Genomic DNA, 21,967 nt, shown 5'->3' with positions numbered 1-21,967 from the left:
GACCGTCGTAACCTCCGATTGCTCCTACAGGGTTTGTGTTGATCCGCAGACCTGTGGCAGACGCGGAACCCACACCTCTTCCAGCACTCCATCTTTCTTTATGACCTTCACGGAGACATCCGACATGAACATCGATTTGACCGGCAAGACTGTTCTGGTAACGGGTTCAACGCTGGGCATCGGGTATGCGATTGCCAAAGGCCTGGCGGAAGCGGGGGCCGAGGTGATCGTCAATGGGCGTAAGCAGGAGGCGGTCGACGCGGCGGTGGCTCGGCTGAAGCAGGATGTGCCGGGCGCGACACTGCGGGGCGTGGCGACTGACGTCGGCACCGCTGCTGGCTGTGAAGCGTTGGTAAAGGCGGTGCCGCAGGTCGACATCCTGATCAACAACGTCGGGATCTACGGCCCGCAGGACTTCTTCGAAACGCCGGATGACGTTTGGCAGCGCTTCTTCGACGTCAACGTCATGTCGGGTGTGCGGCTGTCCCGCGCCTATGCGGACGACATGGCCAAGCGCGGCTGGGGCCGGATTGTCTTCATCTCGTCCGAGTCGGCCCTGAACATCCCGGCCGACATGATCCATTACGGTTTCACCAAGACTTCCAACCTGTCGATCTCGCGCGGCCTGGCCAAACGCATGGCCGGCACTGGGGTCACGGTGAACGCCGTGTTGCCCGGTCCGACCCTGTCCGAAGGTGTGGCAGACATGCTCCAGAAAGAAGTCGAGAAAACCGGCAAGTCGCTGGAAGAAGCAGGCGCGGCGTTTGTCATGGAGCACCGCCCCAGCTCGATCATTCAGCGCGCGGCCACCATCGACGAAGTGGCGAACATGGTGGTCTACGTGTCGTCGAAACAGGCGTCGGCGACCACCGGCGCGGCGCTGCGCGTGGACGGCGGCGTGGTCGACACCATCGCGTGATTCATCAGGGCGGGGTTGGAAGGAAGGGAATTGCCTGTGACGCGGGAGACCAGAGGCGCACATCAGTGACACCCCTGGTCTTTCTCGGCGGTATCAAGGTGTCTATTCCTCCTCTTCTTCCTCGTCGTCCACCAACGTGAACCAGGGTTTCAGTTCGCTCAGCTCGAAATTGTCTGACTCCGCTCTGGCCCTCCCGATACGGGGAAAGTCAGTGGGTTTGAATGACACGGACGAGTCGAAGATCTCCGCGCTCGCCAATACAACGGATTTGTCAGCCATGTTTGAGCCTCCCTGTCCAAAGATGCGCGTAAGAACGCTGAGAGACTATAGACCAGCTTCGTGAACCACTCGTCGATTCACGACCCGCTGGTCATAAAGCGGCGAGGCTGCCCTGGAACTCAGCGTACTCCGCGCGCATGCGTCCGTTGCGTTTGACGTGGTACAGCAGGCCGTCGACCTTCTCGATGAAGGAAACAGCGTTTTCACCGGCCGAGGGCACCATCGTGCCGACGCCCAGGCTGAGCGTCAGCAGCGCAGACACTTCTGATTTTTCGTGGGGAATCTGCTGCTGACGAACCAGCTGCATGCATTTCTCCGCCACCCTGCGCGCCTGCTCCTGCGTGGTCTCGGGAAGCAACCAGACGAACTCTTCGCCACCGATACGGGCGATGAAATCACGCGGGTTGTTAGCGGCCTGCGACAACGTCTTGGCCACCGTGCGCAGCGCCTCATCGCCCTTGATGTGGCCGTAATGGTCGTTGTACTGCTTGAAGTAGTCGATATCCATCATGATCAGCGACATCGACTGACCGGTTTCCTGAGCGCTGGTCCACTCCCGTTCGAGCACGGTATCGAACATGCGTCGGTTGGCAATGCCCGTCAGGCCGTCCTGATAGGAAAACGCCTCCAGTTGTTTCTGCAGGCGCACCAGATGCTCTTCGGTTTTCTTGCGCTCGCTGATGTCGAACATGAAGCCGACCAACGCCTCGACCTCGCCGTTCTTGCGCACCACGTGCACCACGTCGCGGATCCAGACGTATTCGCCGTCCTTGGTCAACGCGCGGTAATCGGCCTCGTGATCGACACCGGCCCTGGATTGCGACACGCAAAAGTTGACCACGTAATCACGGTCGTCCGGGTGCATGCGCTCGACCCAGTCATCGACGCCGACCCAACTGCCCTGCTCCCAGCCCAGCAATTGCTCGATCTGCGGACCGATGTAGCTGAACGTCATGCTCTGCCAGTCGATCCGCCACGGGATCGCCTTTGTCGATTCAAGCAGGGTTTTATAGACATCGCTGTCAGTGCCTGAAGGCAGAGATTCGTCACTCATGGTCGACCGGTTTCCAGAGAACAAGAAGGTGGCGACATCATGTTGCCACCATTCATGCCGCGCAAGCAGGGACCTAGTGGCGGATCCTACTTCCAGACGGTCGGTGGCGCGGGCCGGGGTTTGGCTCGCACAGCAAGCAAGACCCGTCCACCTCTGGAAGGGTCGCAAGCTACGCTGCTAACACGATGAACAGGCGTAACAACAAGAAGAGGCGGCCCGTGCAGACATTTAGGGTGCTCATCATTGGCAGCGGGTTTGGCGGCCAATGCGCAGCGATCAACCTGCTCAAGGCCGGGATCACTGATTTCCGCCTGCTGGAACGCCGCGATTTCTTCGGCGGCACCTGGTGCCAGAACACATACCCCGGTGCAGCCGTGGATGTCCCCTCGCCGCTCTATTCGCTGTCGTCAGCGCCATTTCCGTGGACGCAAATGTACGCCGGGCAGGACGAGCTGCGTCGCTATACCCGGCACGTCGTCGACCGCTTCGGGCTGGAGGAAAAGATCGAACTTGGCGCCGATGTCCAGTCGATGTCCTGGGATGACGCCTCGCGTCAGTGGACCGTTCAAACCAGCAAAGGCGTCTTTCAGGGGCAGTTCGTGATCAACGCATCCGGCCCCTTGAGCCAGCCGCAACTCCCCTCGTTCGAGGGGATGCATCTGTTCGAGGGTAAAAGCTTCCACAGCAACCGCTGGGACCACGATTTCGACTACCGAGGGAAACGGGTGGCGATTGTAGGGAACGGCGCGAGTGCAGCGCAGATCATTCCCGCGATCGCACCTCAGGTATCGCACTTGCACGTGTTTCAACGGACCGCTCACTGGGTGCTGCCCAGGCCTGATCACCGCTTCAAGCCTTTCGAGCGCAGGCTGCTCAAATGGCCGCTGTTCTACCGACTGTTACGCAGCCTGATCTACTTGAAACTGGAGAGCCGCTTCATCGGTTTAAAGTATTCAAGAGCAGGGATCGCCGTGTTTGAGCGGATGGCCCGCCGTCACCTTGAGCGACAGGTCAAAGACCCCGAACTGCGCCGCCGATTGACCCCAGACTTCACCTTGGGCTGCAAACGCGTGGTGCTGTCCAGCGAGTTATACCCCACGCTGTGCCGGGACAATGTGACCCTGCACACCGAAGGCATCGACCGTCTCGACGCGTCCGGAATCGTGACGTCGGATGGCCAGCCTCTTGAGGTGGACTTGATCGTCTGGGCCACGGGTTTCAATGCCACCGACGACGCCATTCCGTATACCGTCATCGGTCGAAACGGCCGCTGGTTAAACGATGCCTGGCAGCCGTTCCCCCGCGCTTATCTGGGCACGAGCGTGCCGGGCTTCCCCAACCTGTTCGTGCTCGCAGGACCTAACACCGGCAGCGGTCACACGTCGGCGCTGTTCATGCTTGAAGCACAGATGCGCTACGTGATGGCCTGCATCAACGCCGTCAACGATCAAGGCATGCGCAGCGTCGAGGTACGGGAGGAAGCCGAAGCCGCGTACACGGCAAAGGTGCACCGCGAGATGACCAAGACCGTCTGGTCCTGGGGAGGGTGCCGCAGCTGGTACCAGAACAGCAGCGGCAAAGTGGTGGCGATGTTTCCGGGGTTCAGTTGCAGCTTTTATTGGCTCGCCCGAAAGATGAAACGCGACGATCACCTCTTGCGAGAGTGAAGGATTCAACTCGTTACCTGTAGGAGACGTCCGAGGTTACGAGGGCAGCGAATGCGGTGTGTCATTCAGCATCAATGTAGCTGATCCACCGCATTCGCCAGCAAGCCGGCTCCTACAGGTCTGAGGTCTGAGCACAAGTTTGCGCATCAACCCGATCCCTGTAGGAGACGTCCGAGGTTACGAGGGCAGCGAATGCGGTGCGTCATTCAGCATCAATGTAGCTGATCCACCGCATTCGCCAGCAAGCCGGCTCCTACAGGTCTGAGGTCTGAGCACAAGTTTGCGCATCAACCCGATCCCTGTAGGAGACGTCCGAGGTTACGGGGGTATGGGCCGCAACTCGGACGAATGCGGTGTGTCATTCAGCATCAATGTAGTTGATCCACCGCATTCGCCAGCAAGCCGGCTCCTACAGGTCTGAGGTCTGAGAATGCAGCTGATCCAGCACCAAGCCGCTCCCCCACCGTTACGGCAGCAACGAATAAACCAGCGCCGAGATCGACACCAGGCCGACCACCACCACGAACACGTTGGACAGCTTGCCGGCGTACTGACGCATGGCCGGCACCTTGCGCACGGCGTACATCGGCATCAGAAACAGCAGCGCGGCGATGACCGGGCCACCGAGGGTTTCGATCATGCCGAGGATGCTCGGGTTGAGCGTTGCCACCAGCCAGCACACCACCAGCATGAACGCTGCCGTCAGGCGATCCAGCGTGCGTGGCGAAGGACGACGCCCGCTCTTCACCACCAGGCCTTTCAACCCTTCGCTGGCACCGATGTAGTGGCCCAGGAACGATTTGGTAATCGCCACGAACGCGATCAACGGCGCGGCAAACGCAATGGTCGGGTTGCTGAAGTGGTTGGCCAGGTACGACAGGATCGACAGGTTCTGCGACTTGGCCTCGGCCAGTTGCTCAGGCGACAGAGTCAGCACACAACTGAAGACGAAGAACAGCACCATGACGACCATCAGGCCATGGGCACGTGCAAGGATCTGCGAGCTCCGCTGCTCTGCCTGCTCGCCGTACTGACGCTTTTGATCGACCGCGAACGCGGAAATGATCGGCGAGTGGTTGAAGGAGAACACCATCACCGGAATCGCCAGCCACAACGTGTGCAAAAAGGCCGAAGGCGCGGGCACGCTGGCGGCGGTGGAAAGAATGCCACCGGTCCAGTGCGGGATCAGGAACACCGCCAGGAACAGCAGCGCCACGATGAACGGATAGACCATCAGGCTCATGGCCTTGACGATGAGTCGCTCGCCGCACCGCACCACAGCCAGCAGGCCCAGGATCAGCACGAACGCCAGCACTGCGCGTGGCGGCGGCTGAATGTGAAGTTGATGCTCGAGGAAACTGGTGACAGTGTTGGTCAGCGCCACGCTGTAGATCAGCAGAATCGGAAACACGGCGAAGAAATACAGCAACGTGATCAGCGCGCCGGCTTTCTTGCCGAAATGCTGCTCGACGACTTCAGTGATGTCGGCACCCGCGCGCCCGGACAGCACGAAACGGGTCAGCCCGCGGTGCGCGTAAAACGTCATGGGGAATGCGAGCAGAGCCAGGATCAGCAGCGGCCAGAAACCCCCGATGCCTGCGTTGATCGGCAGAAACAAAGTGCCAGCACCGATGGCGGTGCCAAACAACCCGAGCATCCAGGTGGTGTCGTGGCGGTTCCACGCGGTCAATTCCGTCGTCACGCTCGCGGGCGCGGCATCGATGCGTTGTTCGACGCTGTTGGCCTGATCATTCATCCGGTCGATTTCTCCGTTGCCGGTGATAGCTACAAGGTCAAAAGCGCATCGAAAAGCTCGGCAGTCAGCGCCCCTGACCGGTTCTCTACAGGGAAAGGGGCGCGATTGTCCGGGATTAGGGAACAGAATCAAAGGGTTGTCGGAGGGATGGTCGTCGTTTCGGAGGTTTCGCACGGGGAACTGCGACAAGATTACGCAGCCATCATACCCAGCCGGACACCCTGACCGAGCTCATGACGGACGCAACACCTGTGGGAGCGAATTCATTCGCGAAAACCAGGTCAGGCGCCGCAGATGTATCGTCTGACGCTACGCATCCTGAATGAATTCGTTCCCACCGTTCAGCTGGCATGTACAGGTAGTGAGTGATCCGGCACCGGGCTAAGCGCCGCTTTTATGCCAGGCGTAATTTTATCTATGTGCCTTTCTCTGATGGTGGCAAAATGCGCCCACCAGAGGAACCGTCAGAGAGCCGTCAGAGCTCTCGGCCTGCCAATTCCGCTAACTTGATAAATGAGCTATCAATGATCGTATTTTTTGCTCCGATGCCCCGTAGAGCCAAGGGGCTGTCTGCATTGAGGTTTATTACAGGCTGGATAGTCGGCCGTTTGAAGCGCAAGCCGCTTCGTGCTTTCTGGGTTGGAGTCGAAGATGTGTATGCCGCGCACTCCGAAGCTCATGCACTAAGGCTTGCGATTGAAGATGGCGATACGTCTTTAACGCTTGATGATATTGACGAAGTTTCCGGGCCGTCGCTCAGTCATCCCATACCTGACGAAACAGAACACCCGCACACGTTGGCAGAGTTACTTCAAAAAGCCCGCACACCAGGCTGGATTGCCAGCGCGCGAGGGTGACAGTGGTCCCCTCCCATTCCGCCAGACGTTGCTGGCGGACAATGACAACTACACCATTCGTACAACTTCGCGACTCACTATAGAGCGGCCACTCCAACTCGCTTCCCATTCGAGCGAGGGAAATCGGCGAAGTGCGTAAACACAGGGACGCAGCAGGATTGAAAATCAAAAACGAAACGGTCGCATTCGCGCCCGCAATGTACAAAGGCCAGACAGATCTGCGCCATCTCCACAAGACTGTCGATGCAATCCAGCCAACAAACGTTACCCGTGGTCCGGCTCAAAATTATCGCGCCGATATCGACGGCCTGCGTGCGATCGCCGTGTTGCTGGTTCTCCTGTTTCATGGGGGAAACTCGGTCTTCTCTTCCGGATTCATCGGCGTTGACGTATTTTTTGTGATTTCAGGGTTTCTGATCACTTCCATTGTGCTTAAAGACCTGTCTACGGGCGCTTTCAACATTGCGCAGTTCTATGCAAGGCGCGCCTGGCGCCTGCAACCGGCAATGATTGCGGTGTATGTCGCCACGCTGGGAGTTGCCGCGCTGGTTTACCTGCCAGTTGATTTCGTCGACTACCTAAAAAGCGCCAAATACGCGACGATGTTTCTTTCTAATCAATACTTCGAAAGGACCACGACCGCCTATGCAGCCGATGACACTTCTTCCTTATTGCTGCTGCACACTTGGTCGTTAGCCATCGAATGGCAGTGGTACTTCCTGCTACCTGCCTGCCTTATGCTTCTGTACAAAAAAGTGTCCGCATCCACACTGAAAATCATCGCTCCTGTGGCCACCGCGATCGCCGCTGCGGTGGCACTCACACTTTCTATCCATCAACCGGATAACAGTTATTACTATTTCGCATCCCGGGTGTTCGAGTTGCTGATCGGTGCCTGTGTGGTGGTATTGAATGGGGACAGAATCAAGCTCGGTAAGCATTCGGCAAGTGTGATCGGACTGGCAGCCCTGTTCGTCATCTTTTATTGCAGTACCCGAACGGGCATTCTTCGCGGCTTTCCTGACTACCATGCACTGCTCGTGAGCGTCGCCACGGCAGCTTTGCTGCTCAAGGAAGTCGGCGCGAACGGTATTCACAGCAGGGTTACCGCAAGCGTGCTGCCGCGTTCGCTGGGCAAGGTCTCTTACTCGCTGTACCTCTGGCATTGGCCAGTGCTGGCGGTTACGGCGTACCTGGGGCTGACAGCCGCCCACTATTCAGAAGGCGTCTATTACGCTGGGTCAATCGTTCTGGCGGTGACCTCCTATGCCTGGGTCGAGAAACGACTTCGTCGAGTAAGGCTGAGGTTTCTTCCCACGCTGGTGCTGCTGATCATCTTTCCGGCGGTAGCGTTTTCAGTCGCTTACAAACTCGCCGATGCCCATGGCGGGTTTGCGCAACGTTTTGGCTCGGAATTCGCCGCCAGCCAAAAAACGCTGGCGGCTCACGAACTCAAAAACAGAAGGTACTGCATTGACGGCGTGACGGATGAGTCCGATCCGCGGTGTGTGATTGGAGATGTCCCTTCCCCATCCCGGGCGCTCATGATCGGCGACTCATTTTCCAATCAATACATGGGATTCATGGACGTTCTGGGTAAAGACGCAGGTGTGTCAGTCACGGCTTTAAGTACGTCGGCATGCCTTTCCCTACCGGATGTCTATCTGTACAGCTGGTGGAAGTTCAAAGACGTGCTTTACACCAAGTGCCACGACCGGGCGGTGGATTTCTACAACCTGATTAGGTCAAATCGATACAAGTACGTGGTGCTCGGCCAGATCTGGGGCAACTACACCGGCGACAGCGTCGTCCACAGCCTTTCCGATGAGCGCACGACCGAACTGTCCAGGGCCAGGCTTGAAGCGTCGATGCGCAACGCCCTGAAGCTGATCATCGAATCCGGTGCTACGCCTGTCATTATCAAGGCCGTCCAGGCGATGCCCACTGCGGTCAACGAATGCCTGTCGCAACACCTCAAAATGCGAGATGGCTTCGGTAGCACAGAAGCGTCGGCCAACTGTGCCACCACAGGTGAAAGCCCCAAAGATGCGGACTGGTTCGAAACGCTGTTCAGTGCGCTCAAGCACGACTTTCCTTCTTTGATATTCATCGACCCCAAGGACGTTCAGTGCGAACAGGGTCAATGCGTCACCGAAATGGAAGGCGTGCCAGTGTATCGAGATGTGGGGCATATCACTGACTTCGCGTCTTATAGGTTCGCAGAGCTCTATCTGAAGACGTTTGGAAACCCGCTAAAGTGAAATCAGTGCGAATGCCGCTCCGCTACCAGGCTCGTGGTAGCGGTGCGGTAAAAATGAGGGCCCAATGCAGCAAGCTGCTCTGAGAAACGGGAAAGTGCGCTGCTCAGGCCACCCATCTGCGCAGCGGCACGCTCAACTCAACCCGCAACCCGTCGCTGCGGCTGTCAAACTTCAACGAACACGCGCAACGCTGGACGATGGCCTGAACGATCGCCAATCCGAGCCCTGCGCCGGGGCTTTTGCCATTGCGCCAGAAGCGCTGGGTCAGCTTGTCCAGATCGGGTTCGGGAATGCCGGGGCCGTAATCGCGCACCCGGAAATGCGCCTGGCCGTCGAACGTTTCCAGGCTCAACTCCACCCGCGCGCCGGGCTGCGTATGGCGCAGTGCGTTGTCCAGCAAATTGCGCAAGGCCGCGACCGCCAACGCCGCCGGCATTTCCACGGGCGCTGTGGATAACTGCGTCGGCAGGATCAGTTCGATACGCTCATCATCGCCGTGGTTGGCATCGTGAATGGCCAGCCGCGCGACCTGCTCGGCGTCGCACTGCACGCCATCGTCGAACGACAGACTGCCCTCCACCCGCGCCAGCAACAGAAGCTGCTCAAGCGTGCGGTGCATGCGATCGGCGCCCTCCTCGGCGTGTGCCAGCGCCTTGTCGCGCTTTTCACCCTCGGTCATGCGCGCCACTTGCAGGTGGGTCTTGATCGCCGTCAACGGGCTGCGCAACTCGTGCGCCGCATCACCGGTCAGCCGGCGCTCGCGCTCCAGTGTCTGGGCGATGCGCTGGAACAGCTGGTTCTGGCTCTTGAGCAGCGGCTGCAACTCGCTCGGCAGGTTGGGCACGTCCAGCGGCTCGACCGAGTCCGCGCTGTGGCGGTTCAAGGCGTCGCGCATTCGATTGAGCGGCGCGAGACCGCGACCGATGCCGAACCAGACCAGAATCAGACTGCCAAACAGCGCCACCAGCACCGGCAACGAGGCGGCCAGTAACACCGAGTGGCCCAACACATCGCGCTCGATCTGTCGGTCCGCGGTGCTCACCCGCACGTTGCCGTGCATCATGGTGTACACGCGCCAGTGCTCGTTGTTGATCATCTGGTCGTGGAAACCACTGGAATCCGCTTTCAGTGGTTCGGCGGGCGAGCTGTCGGTCCTGGCCAGTACTTGCCCGCGCAACGAGCTGAGCTGACAGGCCATGCCGTTGGGAATCCCCAACTCCCCCGCTCGCAGCGACCGGCCCTCGGCATCGGCGGGCATCTGAATCTGTTCCAGCAGCCCGGCGACCATACGTGCCGAGGCCTCGAGCCGTTGATCCAGCGATTCCATCATCTGTGTGCGCAAGTCACGCAGCATCCACGCGGCGGCCAGCACCCAGATCACGATGAACGCCGAGCCGAGGATCAGGCTCAGGCGCGTTCTCAAGCTCATCATCCGTGGTGCTCCGGGGCTTCACCGGCCGGGCCTAATCGATAACCCAGGCCGCGAACGGTTTCGATGATGCCGCCGCCCAGCTTGCGTCGCAGGTGGTGAATATGAACATTGAGCGCGTTGCTTTCGACCTCGTCGCCAAAACCGTAGACGCAGTCTTTGAGTTGTTCGCTGGACAGCACCCGGCCGTGGTTGTTGAGCAACGCCTGAAGCAATGCCTGCTCGCGCCGCGACAGGTCAACGGGCTGACCGGCGAGACGGGTTTCACGACTGCTCGGGTCGTAGGTCAAGGCGCCATGCTCGATCACGTTGACGCTGCGCCCGGCCATGCGCCGGACCAGCGTGTGCAGACGGGCACTGAGCTCGCGCAGGTCGAAGGGTTTGAGCAGGTAATCATCGGCCCCGGCCTGCAGGCCGTCGACCCGATCGGTGACGGTGTCGCGCGCCGTGAGGATCAGCACCGGAATGTCGGTGCCTTGCTGGCGTAATTGACGCAGCAGCTTGAGCCCGTCTTCGTCGGGCAAGCCGAGGTCCAGAACCATGACGTCGAAATGCGCCGCCGCAAGCATGGCCCGCGCCGCAGAGGCGGTCGCCACGCGGTCCACGGTCAGGCCTTGGGCATCGAGCCCGGCCACGATGCCGCTGGCAATCAGGTCGTCGTCTTCACAGAGCAATACGTGCATGAAGCGGCCTCGAAAAAAGGCGATTGAAACAGTGCGGGATTAACGGCGGATTATGCAGCAGCCAGGAAATATCTGCTGCTGATCGTTCCCACGCTCCGCGTTAACGTCGTTCGACACGGAGCGTCGGTGGAGGCATTACCACGCGGAGCGTGGGAACGATCAGACTCAGGTATCTGCAAAGGGGCCAACCCGCCGTTAATCGGCCCTTAATCACCGCCCGTCACCCTCGTTTCATTCATGATCTGCCGAGTGTACGCATGCGCAAGTTGTTGGTACTGATGCTGCTGTTGTTTCCGTTGCTGGCGAACGCGCTGCCTGGCGGGGACTTGTTCAAGAAGCCTGAATTCCTGCAGGTCGGGCAGGCGTTCATGTTCAGTTCGGAACGTCTGGAGTCCGGCGAAACCCGCTTGTACTGGCAAATCGCTGACGGCTATTACCTTTATCAGAAGCGTCTGAAATTCGAGGGCCTGAGCGCCAATCAACAACCCGCGCTGCCGGCGGGCGAAGACCACAACGACGAGTACTTTGGTCGGCAACAGGTCTATCGCCAAGGTCTTGAACTGGTGATTCCGGCCTCGGCCCATGGTCAGGTCAAGGTCGGTTGGCAGGGATGCGCCGACGCCGGTTTGTGTTATCCGCCGCAAAGCCAGGTGGTCGATCTGGGCGACGCCGGCGTGAAGGTCGTCGACGGCCAGGCGCAGGACCAGGCGCTGGCGAGTACGCTGCAGGAACGTTCGCTGGGCTGGAGCCTGCTGATCTTTTTCGGCCTGGGGCTGCTGCTGGCGTTCACCCCATGCTCGTTGCCGATGCTGCCGATCCTGGCGGGCGTTGTCGTCGGGAGCGGCGCCGGACCGCGCAGAGGGTTCGCCTTGGCGGGCGTGTACGTGCTGAGCATGGCAATGATCTACGCGAGCCTGGGCGTGATCGCGGCACTGCTGGGCGGCAATCTGCAATCGACCCTTCAGCAGCCGTGGTTGCTGGGCAGCTTCGCCGGCCTGTTCGTCATTCTTTCGCTGCCGATGTTCGGCTTCTTTGAACTGCAACTGCCTGGTTTCCTGCGTGATCGCCTGGAGAACGCCGGTCGTCAGCGTCAGGGCGGCAGCCTGCTCGGCGCGGGTGTGCTGGGCGCGTTGTCGGGGCTGATGGTCGGCCCATGCATGACGGCACCTCTGGCGGGCACGCTGCTCTACATTGCACAAAGCGGAAACGCTCTGCACGGCGGCCTCATACTCTTTGTGCTGGGGCTGGGCATCGGCTTGCCGCTCTTGCTGGTCGTCACCGTGGGCAACCGTTTCCTGCCCAAACCGGGCGCGTGGATGGACCTGGTCAAAGGCGTCTTCGGTTTCCTGTTGCTGGGCACCGCGCTGTTCATGATCCGGCCGTTGCTGGCTGAGTCTTTCTGGTTGGCGCTGTTGGGCGCGCTGTTGCTGATTGTTGCCTACAACGCGATCGTTCAGACCCGAGCGCTCAAGCGCGCCGCACAGGTCTGCGCTCCTCTCGGCCTGGTCGTGGGTATCTGGGGCGCCATGATGCTGATCGGCGCAGGCGGTGGCGGCGACGATCCCTGGCAGCCACTGAAGGTCTACAGCGGCTCCCGTTCGCAGGTCGACAGCGAACGACACGATGCCTTTCTGACAATCAAGGATCCCGCCGTACTGGACCGCGAGCTCGCATCCGCCCAAGCCGAGGGTCAGTGGGTGCTCGTGGACTACTACGCTGACTGGTGCGTGTCCTGCAAGATCATGGAGAAGAACGTCTTCGGTAAAGGCGATGTGATCCAGGCATTGAACGGCGTGCGTTTGCTGCGCCTGGACGTGACCGCTGATAACGACGCCAGTCGAGCACTGCTCCAACGCTATCAGGTGCCTGGACCGCCCACGATGCTGTGGTTGGGTCCTGATGGCAGCGAACGGCGGGATCGGCGCATCACCGGCGAAGTAGACGACACGCAATTTGTCGAGCAATGGCAGACCACTCGGGAGCGCGGCTGATGCTCAGCTTCTCGATCGGCCCCTTCACCCTTGCGATGAACCACCTGTTACTGCTCCTCGCCTTGGGGCTGGCGACGGCGGTGGGCTGGATCAGCGGGCGTCGACAAGGCATCAATCCTGAACGCGAGCTGTTCGGCCTTTTTCTGCTTGGGTTGGTGGTGGCCAGACTCGCTTTCGTGATCGCCTACTGGCCGCAGTACCGAGGCAGTCTGATGAGCGTCCTCGACATCCGCGACGGCGGCTTTTGGGTCTGGCCCGGCGTGATTGCCGTACTGGTCGGCGCCGTGCTGCGAGGCTGGAAGCAAACTGCAATGCGAACCCCGATGGGCCTCGGCGTCGTGAGTGGGCTGCTGTTCTGGTGGCTGGCCAATCTGGGCCTGAGCGCAGAACATCAGGACGCGCGCCTTTCGGACCTGACCTTGCACAATGCCGCCGGTGAGCCCGTGCGCCTGACCGACTATCGTGGCAAACCCCTGGTCATTAACCTCTGGGCCACGTGGTGCCCGCCCTGCCGGCGCGAAATGCCGGTATTGCAAGCCGCGCAACAGGCCAATCCTGACGTGACGTTTCTCTTCGTCAATCAGGCCGAAAGCCCTCGCGAGGTCGCGACTTTTTTCGCGAGCCAAGGCCTGCACCTGGACAACGTTTTATTCGATGGCCATGGCGAACTGGCACAACAGGTGGGCTCCGCCGCGTTGCCCACCACCCTTTTCTACCGTCCTGACGGCCGCTTGCTCGGCAGCCATCTGGGCGAACTTTCCAACGCCAGCCTGAAGCGTTCCCTGGACAGCCTCGGCGAAACGGCAACACCTGCTTCCTCCTCAAGGAGCCCTCTATGAAGGCGCAATTCACTCGACGTTTGAATCTCTCCATTCTGGCCGCCGCCAGCCTGCTCGCGTTGCAAAGTACGCTCCTGCACGCCGAAGAACTGCCGGATCCGATCAAGGCGCTGGAGGCCAAGGGCGCGACCATCAAAGGGAGTTTCGACGCGCCGGGCGGCCTCAAGGGTTATGCCGCCGAGTATCAGAAACAAGGCATGGCGCTGTACCTGACGCCCGATGGTAAACATGTACTGGCCGGAAACCTGTTCGACGAGAAAGGCGAAGACCTGAGCGAAGCCCCGCTGCAAAAGCTGGTGTATGAGCCCATGACCAAGGCGATGTGGAGTCAGATGGAGACCAGCACCTGGATCGCCGACGGCGCCAAGAGCGCGCCCAAAGTGATCTACCTGTTCAGCGACGCCAACTGCCCCTACTGCAACATGTTCTGGGAACAGGCACGGCCATGGGTCAAGTCGGGCAAAGTGCAGTTGCGCCATATCATGGTCGGGGTCATCCGAGAAGACAGCGCCGCCAAGGCCGCGGCCCTGCTGTCCGATGCCAACCCTGAAGTCGCGCTGCAAAAACATGAACAGGCCGGCAAGAGCAGCACGCTCAAGGCGCTGGATAAAATCCCGAAAGACATTCAGGCCAAGCTCGATGCCAACATGAAATTGATGGAAGACATGGGCCTTTCAGCCACGCCATCGATTTTCTACAAAGATGAAAACGGCAATGTGCAGCAGCAACAGGGCGCGCCGCGACCTGAGGTACTGGCAAAAATGATGGGGCCCAAGTAAGCCTCTGAACCTGTGACCTTCTGACCAATGGCAACCTGGCCCGAAAAGTGGATACTGCACCGACATGTCATACGTGTAAAAATGTCGATCACCATTTCAAGAGCCATAGTCAGGAGGCTCGCTCAATGCGTTACGCCGAAGATCACAAAGCCCAAACCCATCAGCGCATCCTTCACGAAGCCGCGTCACGCTTTCGTCGCGACGGCATCGGCGCGACCGGTTTGCAGCCACTGATGAAGGCACTGGGCCTGACCCATGGCGGTTTCTATGCCCATTTCAAATCCAAGGATGACCTGGTCGAAAAGGCCCTGCGTTGCGCGGTAGACCAGTTGAATGAGTCGCGGGCAGCGAAACTGTCCGGGGATGGCTCTGCTGCTGCATTCATCGACATGTACCTGTCGCCCCAGCATCGCACCGAACCTGAGCATGGCTGCCCCTTGCCGACCATGTCGTCGGAACTGGGCCAGCGCGGTCAGCCGAGCGAAATCACCGACGAACTGATCGGTCGCATGCTCGAGACGCTCGAAGCGGGCATGCCCGCCGGGAAAGAAAACAGCGACAAGAGCGTGATGATGATGTCGAGCCTGGTCGGTGCACTCGTGCTCGCTCGCAGTGCGAAGGATCCGGCATTGGCCGAGCGGATCCTGCAAACCACGCGCGAACAGCTCAAGCAGCAAATCAACGAAGCCTGAAATAGAAAAAGCCCCTGCCGTCACCGACAGGGGCTTTCTGCTTTACAGGTTCACGCCGGGTAGCGACGGAACAGCACGCTCGCGTTGACGCCGCCGAATCCGAAACCGTTCGACAAGGCGTACTCGATCTCCATCGGACGGGCCTTGCCGTGGACGATGTCGATGCCCGCGGCCGCTTCGTCCGGGTTGTCCAGATTCAGCGTCATGGGTGCGATCTGGTCACGAATGGCCAACGCGGTGAAGATCGCTTCGATACCGCCTGCCGCGCCCAACAAATGCCCGGTGGCCGATTTGGTTGACGTCACCGCCACCCCGTTCTGATCCCCGAACACCGTCTTGATCGCCGCCATTTCACCTTTGTCGCCGACCGGGGTCGACGTGGCGTGGGCATTGAGGTGCTGAATGTCCGATGCCTTGATACCCGCCTGACGAATCGCCGCCTGCATCGCGCGCCGCGCACCGCTGCCGTCCTCTGGTCCGGCCGTGAGGTGATAAGCGTCGGCACTGGTGCCGTACCCGACCAGCTCGACGATCGGCTTGGCACCGCGGGCCAGCGCGTGTTCCAGCGTTTCGATGACGACAATGCCTGCACCTTCGCCCATCACGAAACCGTCGCGATCACGATCGAATGGGCGCGAGGCACGTTCCGGGGTGTCGTTGAAGCCGCTGGACAGCGCACGGGCTGCAGCGAAACCGCCCAAGGCCACGCGGTCGATACAGGCTTCGGCACCGCCCGCGATCGCAATATCGGCCTCACCGGCCTGGATCATCCGCGCCGCATCGCCAATCGCCTGCACACCGGCTGCACAGGCGGTCACGGGTGCGCCAAGCGGACCTTTGAAACCGTGCTGAATAGAGACATGCCCTGCCGCCAGGTTGACCAGAAACGAAGGGATGGTAAATGGCGACAAGCGACGAGGACCACGTGTATCACTCGTACGTACCGCGCCTGCAATCGAGACGAAACCGCCGACGCCGGAGCCGATAATGGTCGCCGTGCGCTCGCGCTCTTCATCGGTCGACGGTGCCCATCCCGCTTGCGCTACGGCCTGCTGAGCAGCCCCAAGCGCGAACAGGATAAAGCGGTCCATCTTCTTCTGTTCCTTGGGCGGCGCCGCAGCGTCGGCATCGAAGCCCGCTTCGGGATCGTCGGCCAACATCGGCACGGGTCCGCCGACCTTTCCCGGCAAATCGGCCACGGTGTCGTCAGGCAACTGTACGATGCCGGAGCGGCCCTCGAGCAACCGACGCCAGACCGCTTCGACCCCGGTACCCAAAGGCGTAACCAGCCCCATCCCCGTCACTACGATGCGACGTTCGCTCATGCGCTCACCTTTTCAACATTCAAGACATTCACAGGTGCGGACTCAAGCACCTGGCGTTTTGTAGCGGGCTGCCGCGTGTTGCAACGACAGATTCGGACCCAATGCCAGACGTGCATTCACAAACGCGTCCCAGTCTGCGGCGTTGGACAGCGATGGAAGGGTCACAAGTTCCTTTTGATCGAAGCCGGCCAGTGCAGCGTCGACCATTTCGTTCACGTCCATCACCATTTCAGGCGGAAAGGCATTGAGGTCGATGCCCGCGCGCTCCCAGATCTCGGTACGCGTCGCGCCAGGCATCACGGCCTGCACCTGAACGCCCTTCTCACCGATCTCCGCGTTCAGCGATTGCGTCAAGCTCAGCACATACGCCTTGCTCGCCGCGTATACCGCGTTGAAACGCTCCGGCATCATCGGCACCACCGACGCGATATTTACGATCGCGCCGCGACCCCGGGCGACAAAGCCGGCAGCGGCGGCAGACGCCAAATGGGTCAACGCCACGATGTTCAGTTGTATCAGGCGATCGACCTCGCCCATATCGGCCTCAGCCAACGCGCTGTTGGAGGCCACGCCGGCATTGTTCAGCAGCAGCGTGATCGACGCGTCGGTGCGCAAGCGTTGTTCGAGGGCGGAAACGTGCGAAGCGTCAGTCAGGTCCGCCTTGAGCACCTCGACCTTTACCGATGTCTTCGTGCGCAGTTCGGCGGCAAGTGCCTCCAGGCGCGCCTGATCGCGTGCGACCAGGAGCAGATCGAAACCGCGCGCTGCCAAACGATCAGCGTACGCGGCGCCGATGCCTGACGAGGCGCCGGTGATCAGGGCTGTACCTTGAGTGTTAGGGGTGCTCATGAGCGTTTCTCCGTGGACATTGAGAGTAGCAACCGGAACATATTACGCCCGTAATTTTGCAGATTATATGGTAGGTGTCATTTTTATTGTCAAGCACCCGAATCACGGACTGCTTTTCTGCCGCCAAACGACAGGCAAAAAAAAAGACCGATCATTGATCGGTCTTTCTGTGCCATGGGCGGGTCAATCGATGGCGAGCTTCTCGCGATTCTTGTCCAGCAAGGCTTTACCGATGCCCTTGACCTCAATCAATTCATCCACCGAGGTAAACGCCCCGTTTTCATCGCGATACGCGACGATCGCCGCTGCTTTACCTGCTCCAATACCGGACAACTCTTTTTGCAACGTGTCTGCACCGGCCGTATTGATATTGACCTTGGCGCCCACCTCGGCGGATGCCGATGCGACAACGGGTTGAGCAGCGTTCGCGGGCGCAGCGGGTGCGGCCGTGACGGCTATCGAGGTGCTGGTGAGCAGGGCGAAGAGCAGAGAGGAAAGATAGGTTCTACGCATAAGTAATGCTCCATGACATCGTGAGTGGGTAGCAGCTTTTCCTGAGCTGCCACCCAAACCTAGACGATGCTCGGGGAGCGTCAATGCCGGGAAAGGTGACGAAATGTTTGGTGCGCTTCGCCCCGGTAGAACCGGGGCGTCTAGGCCAATGAACGGGCGTGAAGGGAGCGTTAGCAAAGATTTCGGAGGCTTAAAGCTCTCACTCCAATCCCGATATCTCCAAAAGACAAGCATGGCTTCAACAAATCCCGCTCATATCAAAATAACAGTACTGATCAGAAAAACTCCAAGATTTGAATTCATGAACTTTCCAATTAAGCAAGTACTAAACGGGATGGGCTGTTTATTTAAAGCCACTCGTTTCCAGCTTGTCAGAAAGGTTTGCATCCCTTCTTATGTAAACGCGCCTCATAGCAAAGAAGGGTTTCTCGATGATGTGGTAGGAAATACAGCTGAGGATCAAAACGATAGGAAAGACAAAGAATGCAAAATTAAAATACCAATGACTGAAGGGTAGCGCATTGGGATACTTAATGAAAAGTTCTATAATCGGAAGGTGCCAGACATAGAGAGAATAACTAATTTCACCGAGATAACCCAAGGCTCTGTCCACAGGAAATGGCATCGTCCAATTCTGTGCAATATAAGACAGCATCAAGAATGCAAAGACGACTGACTCTATTGTAGGATACACTACGGCACAGAGAGGAACAGAGATCTTTCAGCTAATCGCAGCTAGATCAGACGTCAATTTGCGGACATAATGGCGTCGCTAGCGATCACAAAAAAAAGGAACAATTACAAAATGAAATACCGTTCAGATATCGATGGGCTTAGGGCGGTTGCGGTTCTAAGTATCGTTCTGTTCCACCTTAATGCCAAAATACTGCCAGGAGGCTTTGTTGGCGTTGATGTTTTTTTTGTGATATCCGGCTATTTAATATCGAAGATTATCTACTCCGAAGTTGAGGAAAAAATATTTTCACTATCTACCTTTTATGTAAGACGAGCAAAGAGGATATTGCCAGCACTGCTATCGATGTTGTGTCTGACATCAGCAGTTGCTTACTCCCAGCTCTATCCTAGCGAGTTAGTATCGTACGCAAAATCCGTAATCTCGTCCGCATTATTCTTATCCAACATCTACTTTTATGAGACGCTCAATTATTTCTCACCAGCAGCAGATGAGATCCCGCTGCTTCATCTTTGGTCACTTGGAATTGAAGAACAATTTTATATTTTCTTTCCTTTAATAATAATTGCCGTATGCCGGTTTTGGAAATCAGCAATCCCGTGGGTGGTAGCGTCGCTATTATTATTATCCGTTTGCTTTTCTGAAGTAATCCTACATATTTCTCCGTCGGCCTCATTCTATCTCCTTCCGCTTCGAGCATTTGAGTTACTGATTGGGAGCCTGATAGCCATCCAGTCAGGCCAAATAGCCAAATATTCGTTTAACTCCAACATCGTAGCTCTGACAGGAGCGGTCGCCCTTTTATACTCTATCTGCTTTTACAATAGCAGCATGAGATTTCCAGGCCTCGCTGCAGTACTACCTTCACTAGGCGCCGCACTGCTAATCGTTGGCGGAGCTAGGAGAAACTTTGCCTCGCATCTCCTCGAATCCAAATTCATGGTTTTTTTTGGAAAAATCTCTTATTCGTTGTACCTAGTACATTGGCCCTTGATCGTATTTGCGAAACGATCACTCCCCCATCTTAACGACTATGCTTTTGTTGGAATTGTGTTTGTCATCTCCACAGTAATGGCCTACTGTAATTATAGGTGGATTGAGCAGCCCTTCCGGGGCAATAGAGTTGCTAGTCAGCCACGAACCGTCCTTGGTGCTTCTGCTTTATCGCTCACAATATTGATCCTGGCAGCCAGCGTTGTAGTCATGGAAAACGGCTTTCCAAAAGCAATCGATCAACGCTCTGCCAAAGCGTTAGAGATACTTCAATACAACCCGGCTACCGACTATTTGTCAGGCACCTGTTTCCTTGATCCAGATCAAATACCCTCACTAGCAGAGAGGTCGAAATGTTTGCCCCCGAGATCAAAGGCTACCGCCATCTTATGGGGGGATAGCCATGCCATTCATCTTTATGGTGGGTTGAAAGAAACGTTCGCGGAAAGAGGAATAACGTTAGGCGCCTTAACGGGTTCGGTATGCCCGCCAATTTTAGGCGTTGATATACCCGCGCGGCCATATTGTCGAGAGGCAAACGATCAAAACTTCCAATTGATATCCCAAACCAGGCCGGACATTTTGATAATGACTGCAAGATGGTACCCGGACCCTACAATGGTGACTGCATTCAGCAAGACATTAGATAAAGTTTCTGCACTTGGAATAAAAATCGTGGTACTGGGGGAGTCCCCCACTTATAAACAAAGCGTCCCAATTATCGTAGCCAGATTGATAAAAGAAGGGAAAAACAGTTTTTATGCCACATCCGACCTTGACGAAGAGGTTATCGAGCGAGCTGAAAAAGCCGTTTCCGAAATCGCCGAAGGGAAACCACACATAAGATATATTTCGGTATTTAATACAATATGCCCTAACAAAAGCTGCCCACTCACAACAGCAGATGAGGTGCCTATGTATTACGATATCGCTCACCTTACCCCAAACGGATCGCGTTTTTTTGCAAAGGAGCTAACACCGCTTATCTTGCAATAATAACGGTTATCGTTAGGCTAAGTGACCAGCCGACACTCTATGCTTTAATGCTTTCCCTATATAAAGCCATCTGAATTGTCGAAAGGAAGGACAACGGCGGCATGATAGGCGGATGGCACGGGGACAGCATGACAGCGCGGCTTCGTCGGGAGCATGATTGAGACGATTGGCGCTTCCCGGACGGCCCGCACGCCGGAGATCTCGGCCTGACGCCAAGCAATCCGCGCAATCGCGTCACTTTGGCTTGCCATAGCCTAGGGATCACAGGCTAAACTACCCCTTCGTTCGTGGTTGATCGACGTTTGTACCAAGTTGACGAATGGAAGCCCCCAAATACTGGGAAAGTAGCCGCAGATCACCAAGTTTTTACGTTTTTTTAGGATGGCGAAATGTCTGAGACATACACAACCGCAGCAGCAAGAGACCCTTCCACGTTTTTTGGAGGCAGAAAAGTTTGGGTCACTGGCCATAAGGGTATGCTCGGGTCAGCGGTGGTCAGAAAGCTGGAGGCGACAGGTGCACAGCTTCTGCTGACGTCGCGTTCGGATCTGGACCTCACCAACCAGGCTGCGACCCTCGCCTGGATGCAAGCGTATCGTCCGGACTACATTTTTCATGTAGGAGCTAAAGTGGGAGGCATTCATGCCAATTCAACCTTGCCAGCTGACTTCATCCGCGACAACCTACTTATACAATCTAATGTCATTGAAGGGGCGCATTTAATAGGTGCTAAAAAAATGGTGTTTGTAGCCACCAACTGCACATACCCCAAAAATGCAGCGCAGCCTATTTCTGAAGACGCTCTACTGACAGGCCCGCTCGACGAGAGTATTCGTGCTTATGCAGTGAGCAAAATTGCAGGGATTGAGATGTGCCGTGCATACAGAAAGCAATACGGTTGCGATTTTGTATCTGTTATACCGCCCAATCTTTATGGGCCCGGTGATAACTACCACTCTATTCACAGTCATGTCGTTGCAGGCATCATCAGGCGTACACACGAAGCAAAGATTGCGGGAAAAGAAGAATTCGTTGTATGGGGGGATGGCACGCCGCGTCGTGAGCTTCTTCACGTAGATGATCTGGCTGATGCGATGATTCGCTTAATGGAACAATCTACAAATCATGACCTCTATAATATAGGCTGCAACCGAGACCTGGCAATTTCAGAACTTGCGAGTTTGATCGCGGATGTTGTTGGTTTTGAAGGTAAAATTATTTACGACAAAAATAAACCTAACGGGACTATGCGCAAACTGTTAGACAGCAGCCGAATCGCCGCATTAGGTTGGAAGCCCAGAATTGACGAAAAAACAGGGTTGAAAAGCGCCTATCAAGACTTCCTAACTCTTCTAAACTCGCCTACCCCAGGCGCGCGTATTGATCTTTGA

General features: G+C 57.5%; 19 protein-coding genes. 11 read left to right on the top strand and 8 right to left on the bottom strand.

What is annotated here, in order from left to right; genetic code table 11:
- Nucleotides 1-124: 124 nt before the first annotated feature.
- On the top strand, nucleotides 125-919 hold the full coding sequence (locus AB4N84_RS18540; RefSeq protein ID WP_074752888.1) for an SDR family NAD(P)-dependent oxidoreductase: 795 nt from the start codon (nucleotides 125-127) through the stop codon (nucleotides 917-919).
- Between the two features lie 102 nt (nucleotides 920-1,021).
- Here AB4N84_RS18540 and AB4N84_RS18535 read toward each other — a convergent pair whose 3' ends face one another.
- Nucleotides 1,022-1,198 carry a hypothetical protein gene (locus tag AB4N84_RS18535; RefSeq protein ID WP_167362059.1) on the bottom strand — a complete coding sequence of 59 codons (177 nt, stop codon included), beginning with the start codon at nucleotides 1,196-1,198 and terminating at the stop codon, nucleotides 1,022-1,024.
- Between the two features lie 91 nt (nucleotides 1,199-1,289).
- Nucleotides 1,290-2,252: a sensor domain-containing diguanylate cyclase gene (locus tag AB4N84_RS18530; RefSeq protein ID WP_074752889.1), complete on the bottom strand. Its 963-nt coding sequence runs from the start codon at nucleotides 2,250-2,252 to the stop codon at nucleotides 1,290-1,292.
- 218 nt (nucleotides 2,253-2,470) lie between these two features.
- Here AB4N84_RS18530 and AB4N84_RS18525 point away from each other — a divergent pair, with 218 nt between their 5' ends.
- A complete protein-coding gene (locus tag AB4N84_RS18525) occupies nucleotides 2,471-3,919 on the top strand; it encodes a flavin-containing monooxygenase (RefSeq protein ID WP_460042562.1) in 1,449 nt (482 codons plus the stop codon).
- A 466-nt stretch (nucleotides 3,920-4,385) separates the two neighbouring features.
- On the opposite strand, the gene AB4N84_RS18520 is transcribed toward AB4N84_RS18525, so the two are convergent.
- A complete protein-coding gene (locus AB4N84_RS18520; protein ID WP_460042561.1) occupies nucleotides 4,386-5,675 on the bottom strand; it encodes a serine/threonine transporter in 1,290 nt (429 codons plus the stop codon).
- A 524-nt stretch (nucleotides 5,676-6,199) separates the two neighbouring features.
- On the opposite strand from AB4N84_RS18520, the gene AB4N84_RS18515 reads away from it, so the two are divergent.
- Together AB4N84_RS18515 and AB4N84_RS18510 are read left to right on the top strand one after the other, a co-directional pair.
- Nucleotides 6,200-6,532, top strand: a complete 333-nt coding sequence (locus AB4N84_RS18515) for a hypothetical protein (protein WP_074752892.1) — start codon at nucleotides 6,200-6,202, stop codon at nucleotides 6,530-6,532.
- A gap of 158 nt (nucleotides 6,533-6,690) precedes the next feature.
- Nucleotides 6,691-8,793 carry an acyltransferase family protein gene (locus AB4N84_RS18510; RefSeq protein ID WP_460042560.1) on the top strand — a complete coding sequence of 701 codons (2,103 nt, stop codon included), beginning with the start codon at nucleotides 6,691-6,693 and terminating at the stop codon, nucleotides 8,791-8,793.
- Between the two features lie 103 nt (nucleotides 8,794-8,896).
- Here AB4N84_RS18510 and AB4N84_RS18505 read toward each other — a convergent pair whose 3' ends face one another.
- On the bottom strand, nucleotides 8,897-10,225 hold the full coding sequence (locus tag AB4N84_RS18505; protein ID WP_074752893.1) for an ATP-binding protein: 1,329 nt from the start codon (nucleotides 10,223-10,225) through the stop codon (nucleotides 8,897-8,899).
- Nucleotides 10,222-10,905, bottom strand: coding sequence for a response regulator (locus AB4N84_RS18500; protein WP_460042559.1), 684 nt, complete (start codon nucleotides 10,903-10,905; stop codon nucleotides 10,222-10,224). Before AB4N84_RS18500 ends, AB4N84_RS18505 begins: the two co-directional genes overlap by 4 nt.
- A gap of 257 nt (nucleotides 10,906-11,162) precedes the next feature.
- Between AB4N84_RS18500 and dsbD the strand changes: the two genes are divergently transcribed.
- The 4 genes from dsbD to AB4N84_RS18480 all read left to right on the top strand — a co-directional run bounded on the left by dsbD (nucleotide 11,163) and on the right by AB4N84_RS18480 (nucleotide 15,206).
- Entirely contained in the window at nucleotides 11,163-12,896 is a 1,734-nt protein-coding gene (dsbD, locus tag AB4N84_RS18495) for a protein-disulfide reductase DsbD (RefSeq protein WP_074752895.1), read from the top strand.
- Nucleotides 12,896-13,735: a TlpA family protein disulfide reductase gene (locus tag AB4N84_RS18490; RefSeq protein WP_460042558.1), complete on the top strand. Its 840-nt coding sequence runs from the start codon at nucleotides 12,896-12,898 to the stop codon at nucleotides 13,733-13,735. Before dsbD ends, AB4N84_RS18490 begins: the two co-directional genes overlap by 1 nt.
- A complete protein-coding gene (gene dsbG, locus AB4N84_RS18485; RefSeq protein WP_074752897.1) occupies nucleotides 13,732-14,514 on the top strand; it encodes a thiol:disulfide interchange protein DsbG in 783 nt (260 codons plus the stop codon). Before AB4N84_RS18490 ends, dsbG begins: the two co-directional genes overlap by 4 nt.
- A gap of 125 nt (nucleotides 14,515-14,639) precedes the next feature.
- Nucleotides 14,640-15,206, top strand: coding sequence for a TetR/AcrR family transcriptional regulator (locus AB4N84_RS18480; RefSeq protein ID WP_074752898.1), 567 nt, complete (start codon nucleotides 14,640-14,642; stop codon nucleotides 15,204-15,206).
- 50 nt (nucleotides 15,207-15,256) lie between these two features.
- On the opposite strand, the gene fabF is transcribed toward AB4N84_RS18480, so the two are convergent.
- The 3 genes from fabF to AB4N84_RS18465 form a co-directional block, all read right to left on the bottom strand.
- A complete protein-coding gene (gene fabF / locus AB4N84_RS18475) occupies nucleotides 15,257-16,531 on the bottom strand; it encodes a beta-ketoacyl-ACP synthase II (protein WP_460042557.1) in 1,275 nt (424 codons plus the stop codon).
- Between the two features lie 42 nt (nucleotides 16,532-16,573).
- Nucleotides 16,574-17,380, bottom strand: coding sequence for an SDR family NAD(P)-dependent oxidoreductase (locus AB4N84_RS18470; RefSeq protein WP_460042556.1), 807 nt, complete (start codon nucleotides 17,378-17,380; stop codon nucleotides 16,574-16,576).
- A gap of 183 nt (nucleotides 17,381-17,563) precedes the next feature.
- Nucleotides 17,564-17,893, bottom strand: coding sequence for a ComEA family DNA-binding protein (locus tag AB4N84_RS18465; protein ID WP_346832093.1), 330 nt, complete (start codon nucleotides 17,891-17,893; stop codon nucleotides 17,564-17,566).
- Nucleotides 17,894-18,125: 232 nt separating this feature from the next.
- On the opposite strand from AB4N84_RS18465, the gene AB4N84_RS18460 reads away from it, so the two are divergent.
- The 3 genes from AB4N84_RS18460 (at nucleotide 18,126) to AB4N84_RS18450 (ending at nucleotide 21,967) form a co-directional block, all read left to right on the top strand.
- Nucleotides 18,126-18,410, top strand: coding sequence for a hypothetical protein (locus tag AB4N84_RS18460; protein WP_460042555.1), 285 nt, complete (start codon nucleotides 18,126-18,128; stop codon nucleotides 18,408-18,410).
- 288 nt (nucleotides 18,411-18,698) lie between these two features.
- Nucleotides 18,699-20,576, top strand: a complete 1,878-nt coding sequence (locus AB4N84_RS18455; protein ID WP_460042554.1) for an acyltransferase family protein — start codon at nucleotides 18,699-18,701, stop codon at nucleotides 20,574-20,576.
- A 389-nt stretch (nucleotides 20,577-20,965) separates the two neighbouring features.
- Complete coding sequence (locus AB4N84_RS18450; protein WP_460042553.1) at nucleotides 20,966-21,967, top strand: GDP-L-fucose synthase family protein; 1,002 nt, start codon at nucleotides 20,966-20,968, stop codon at nucleotides 21,965-21,967.

This window comes from Pseudomonas sp. S2_H01 (assembly GCF_054668305.1).
The sequence above is the reverse complement of the archived record's forward strand: the minus strand, read 5'-3'. Positions and strand labels throughout refer to the sequence as shown.

Coding starts and splice junctions, on each gene's coding strand:
- AB4N84_RS18535 (WP_167362059.1), bottom strand. CDS start 1,198: ATGGCTGACAAATCCGTTGTATTGGCGAGCGCGGAGATCTTCGACTCG.
- fabF (WP_460042557.1), bottom strand. CDS start 16,531: ATGAGCGAACGTCGCATCGTAGTGACGGGGATGGGGCTGGTTACGCCT.
- AB4N84_RS18460 (WP_460042555.1), top strand. CDS start 18,126: ATGGCTTCAACAAATCCCGCTCATATCAAAATAACAGTACTGATCAGA.
- AB4N84_RS18505 (WP_074752893.1), bottom strand. CDS start 10,225: ATGATGAGCTTGAGAACGCGCCTGAGCCTGATCCTCGGCTCGGCGTTC.
- dsbD (WP_074752895.1), top strand. CDS start 11,163: ATGCGCAAGTTGTTGGTACTGATGCTGCTGTTGTTTCCGTTGCTGGCG.
- AB4N84_RS18480 (WP_074752898.1), top strand. CDS start 14,640: ATGCGTTACGCCGAAGATCACAAAGCCCAAACCCATCAGCGCATCCTT.
- dsbG (WP_074752897.1), top strand. CDS start 13,732: ATGAAGGCGCAATTCACTCGACGTTTGAATCTCTCCATTCTGGCCGCC.
- AB4N84_RS18500 (WP_460042559.1), bottom strand. CDS start 10,905: ATGCACGTATTGCTCTGTGAAGACGACGACCTGATTGCCAGCGGCATC.
- AB4N84_RS18515 (WP_074752892.1), top strand. CDS start 6,200: ATGATCGTATTTTTTGCTCCGATGCCCCGTAGAGCCAAGGGGCTGTCT.
- AB4N84_RS18470 (WP_460042556.1), bottom strand. CDS start 17,380: ATGAGCACCCCTAACACTCAAGGTACAGCCCTGATCACCGGCGCCTCG.
- AB4N84_RS18490 (WP_460042558.1), top strand. CDS start 12,896: ATGCTCAGCTTCTCGATCGGCCCCTTCACCCTTGCGATGAACCACCTG.
- AB4N84_RS18520 (WP_460042561.1), bottom strand. CDS start 5,675: ATGAATGATCAGGCCAACAGCGTCGAACAACGCATCGATGCCGCGCCC.
- AB4N84_RS18530 (WP_074752889.1), bottom strand. CDS start 2,252: ATGAGTGACGAATCTCTGCCTTCAGGCACTGACAGCGATGTCTATAAA.
- AB4N84_RS18450 (WP_460042553.1), top strand. CDS start 20,966: ATGTCTGAGACATACACAACCGCAGCAGCAAGAGACCCTTCCACGTTT.
- AB4N84_RS18540 (WP_074752888.1), top strand. CDS start 125: ATGAACATCGATTTGACCGGCAAGACTGTTCTGGTAACGGGTTCAACG.
- AB4N84_RS18465 (WP_346832093.1), bottom strand. CDS start 17,893: ATGCGTAGAACCTATCTTTCCTCTCTGCTCTTCGCCCTGCTCACCAGC.
- AB4N84_RS18455 (WP_460042554.1), top strand. CDS start 18,699: ATGAAATACCGTTCAGATATCGATGGGCTTAGGGCGGTTGCGGTTCTA.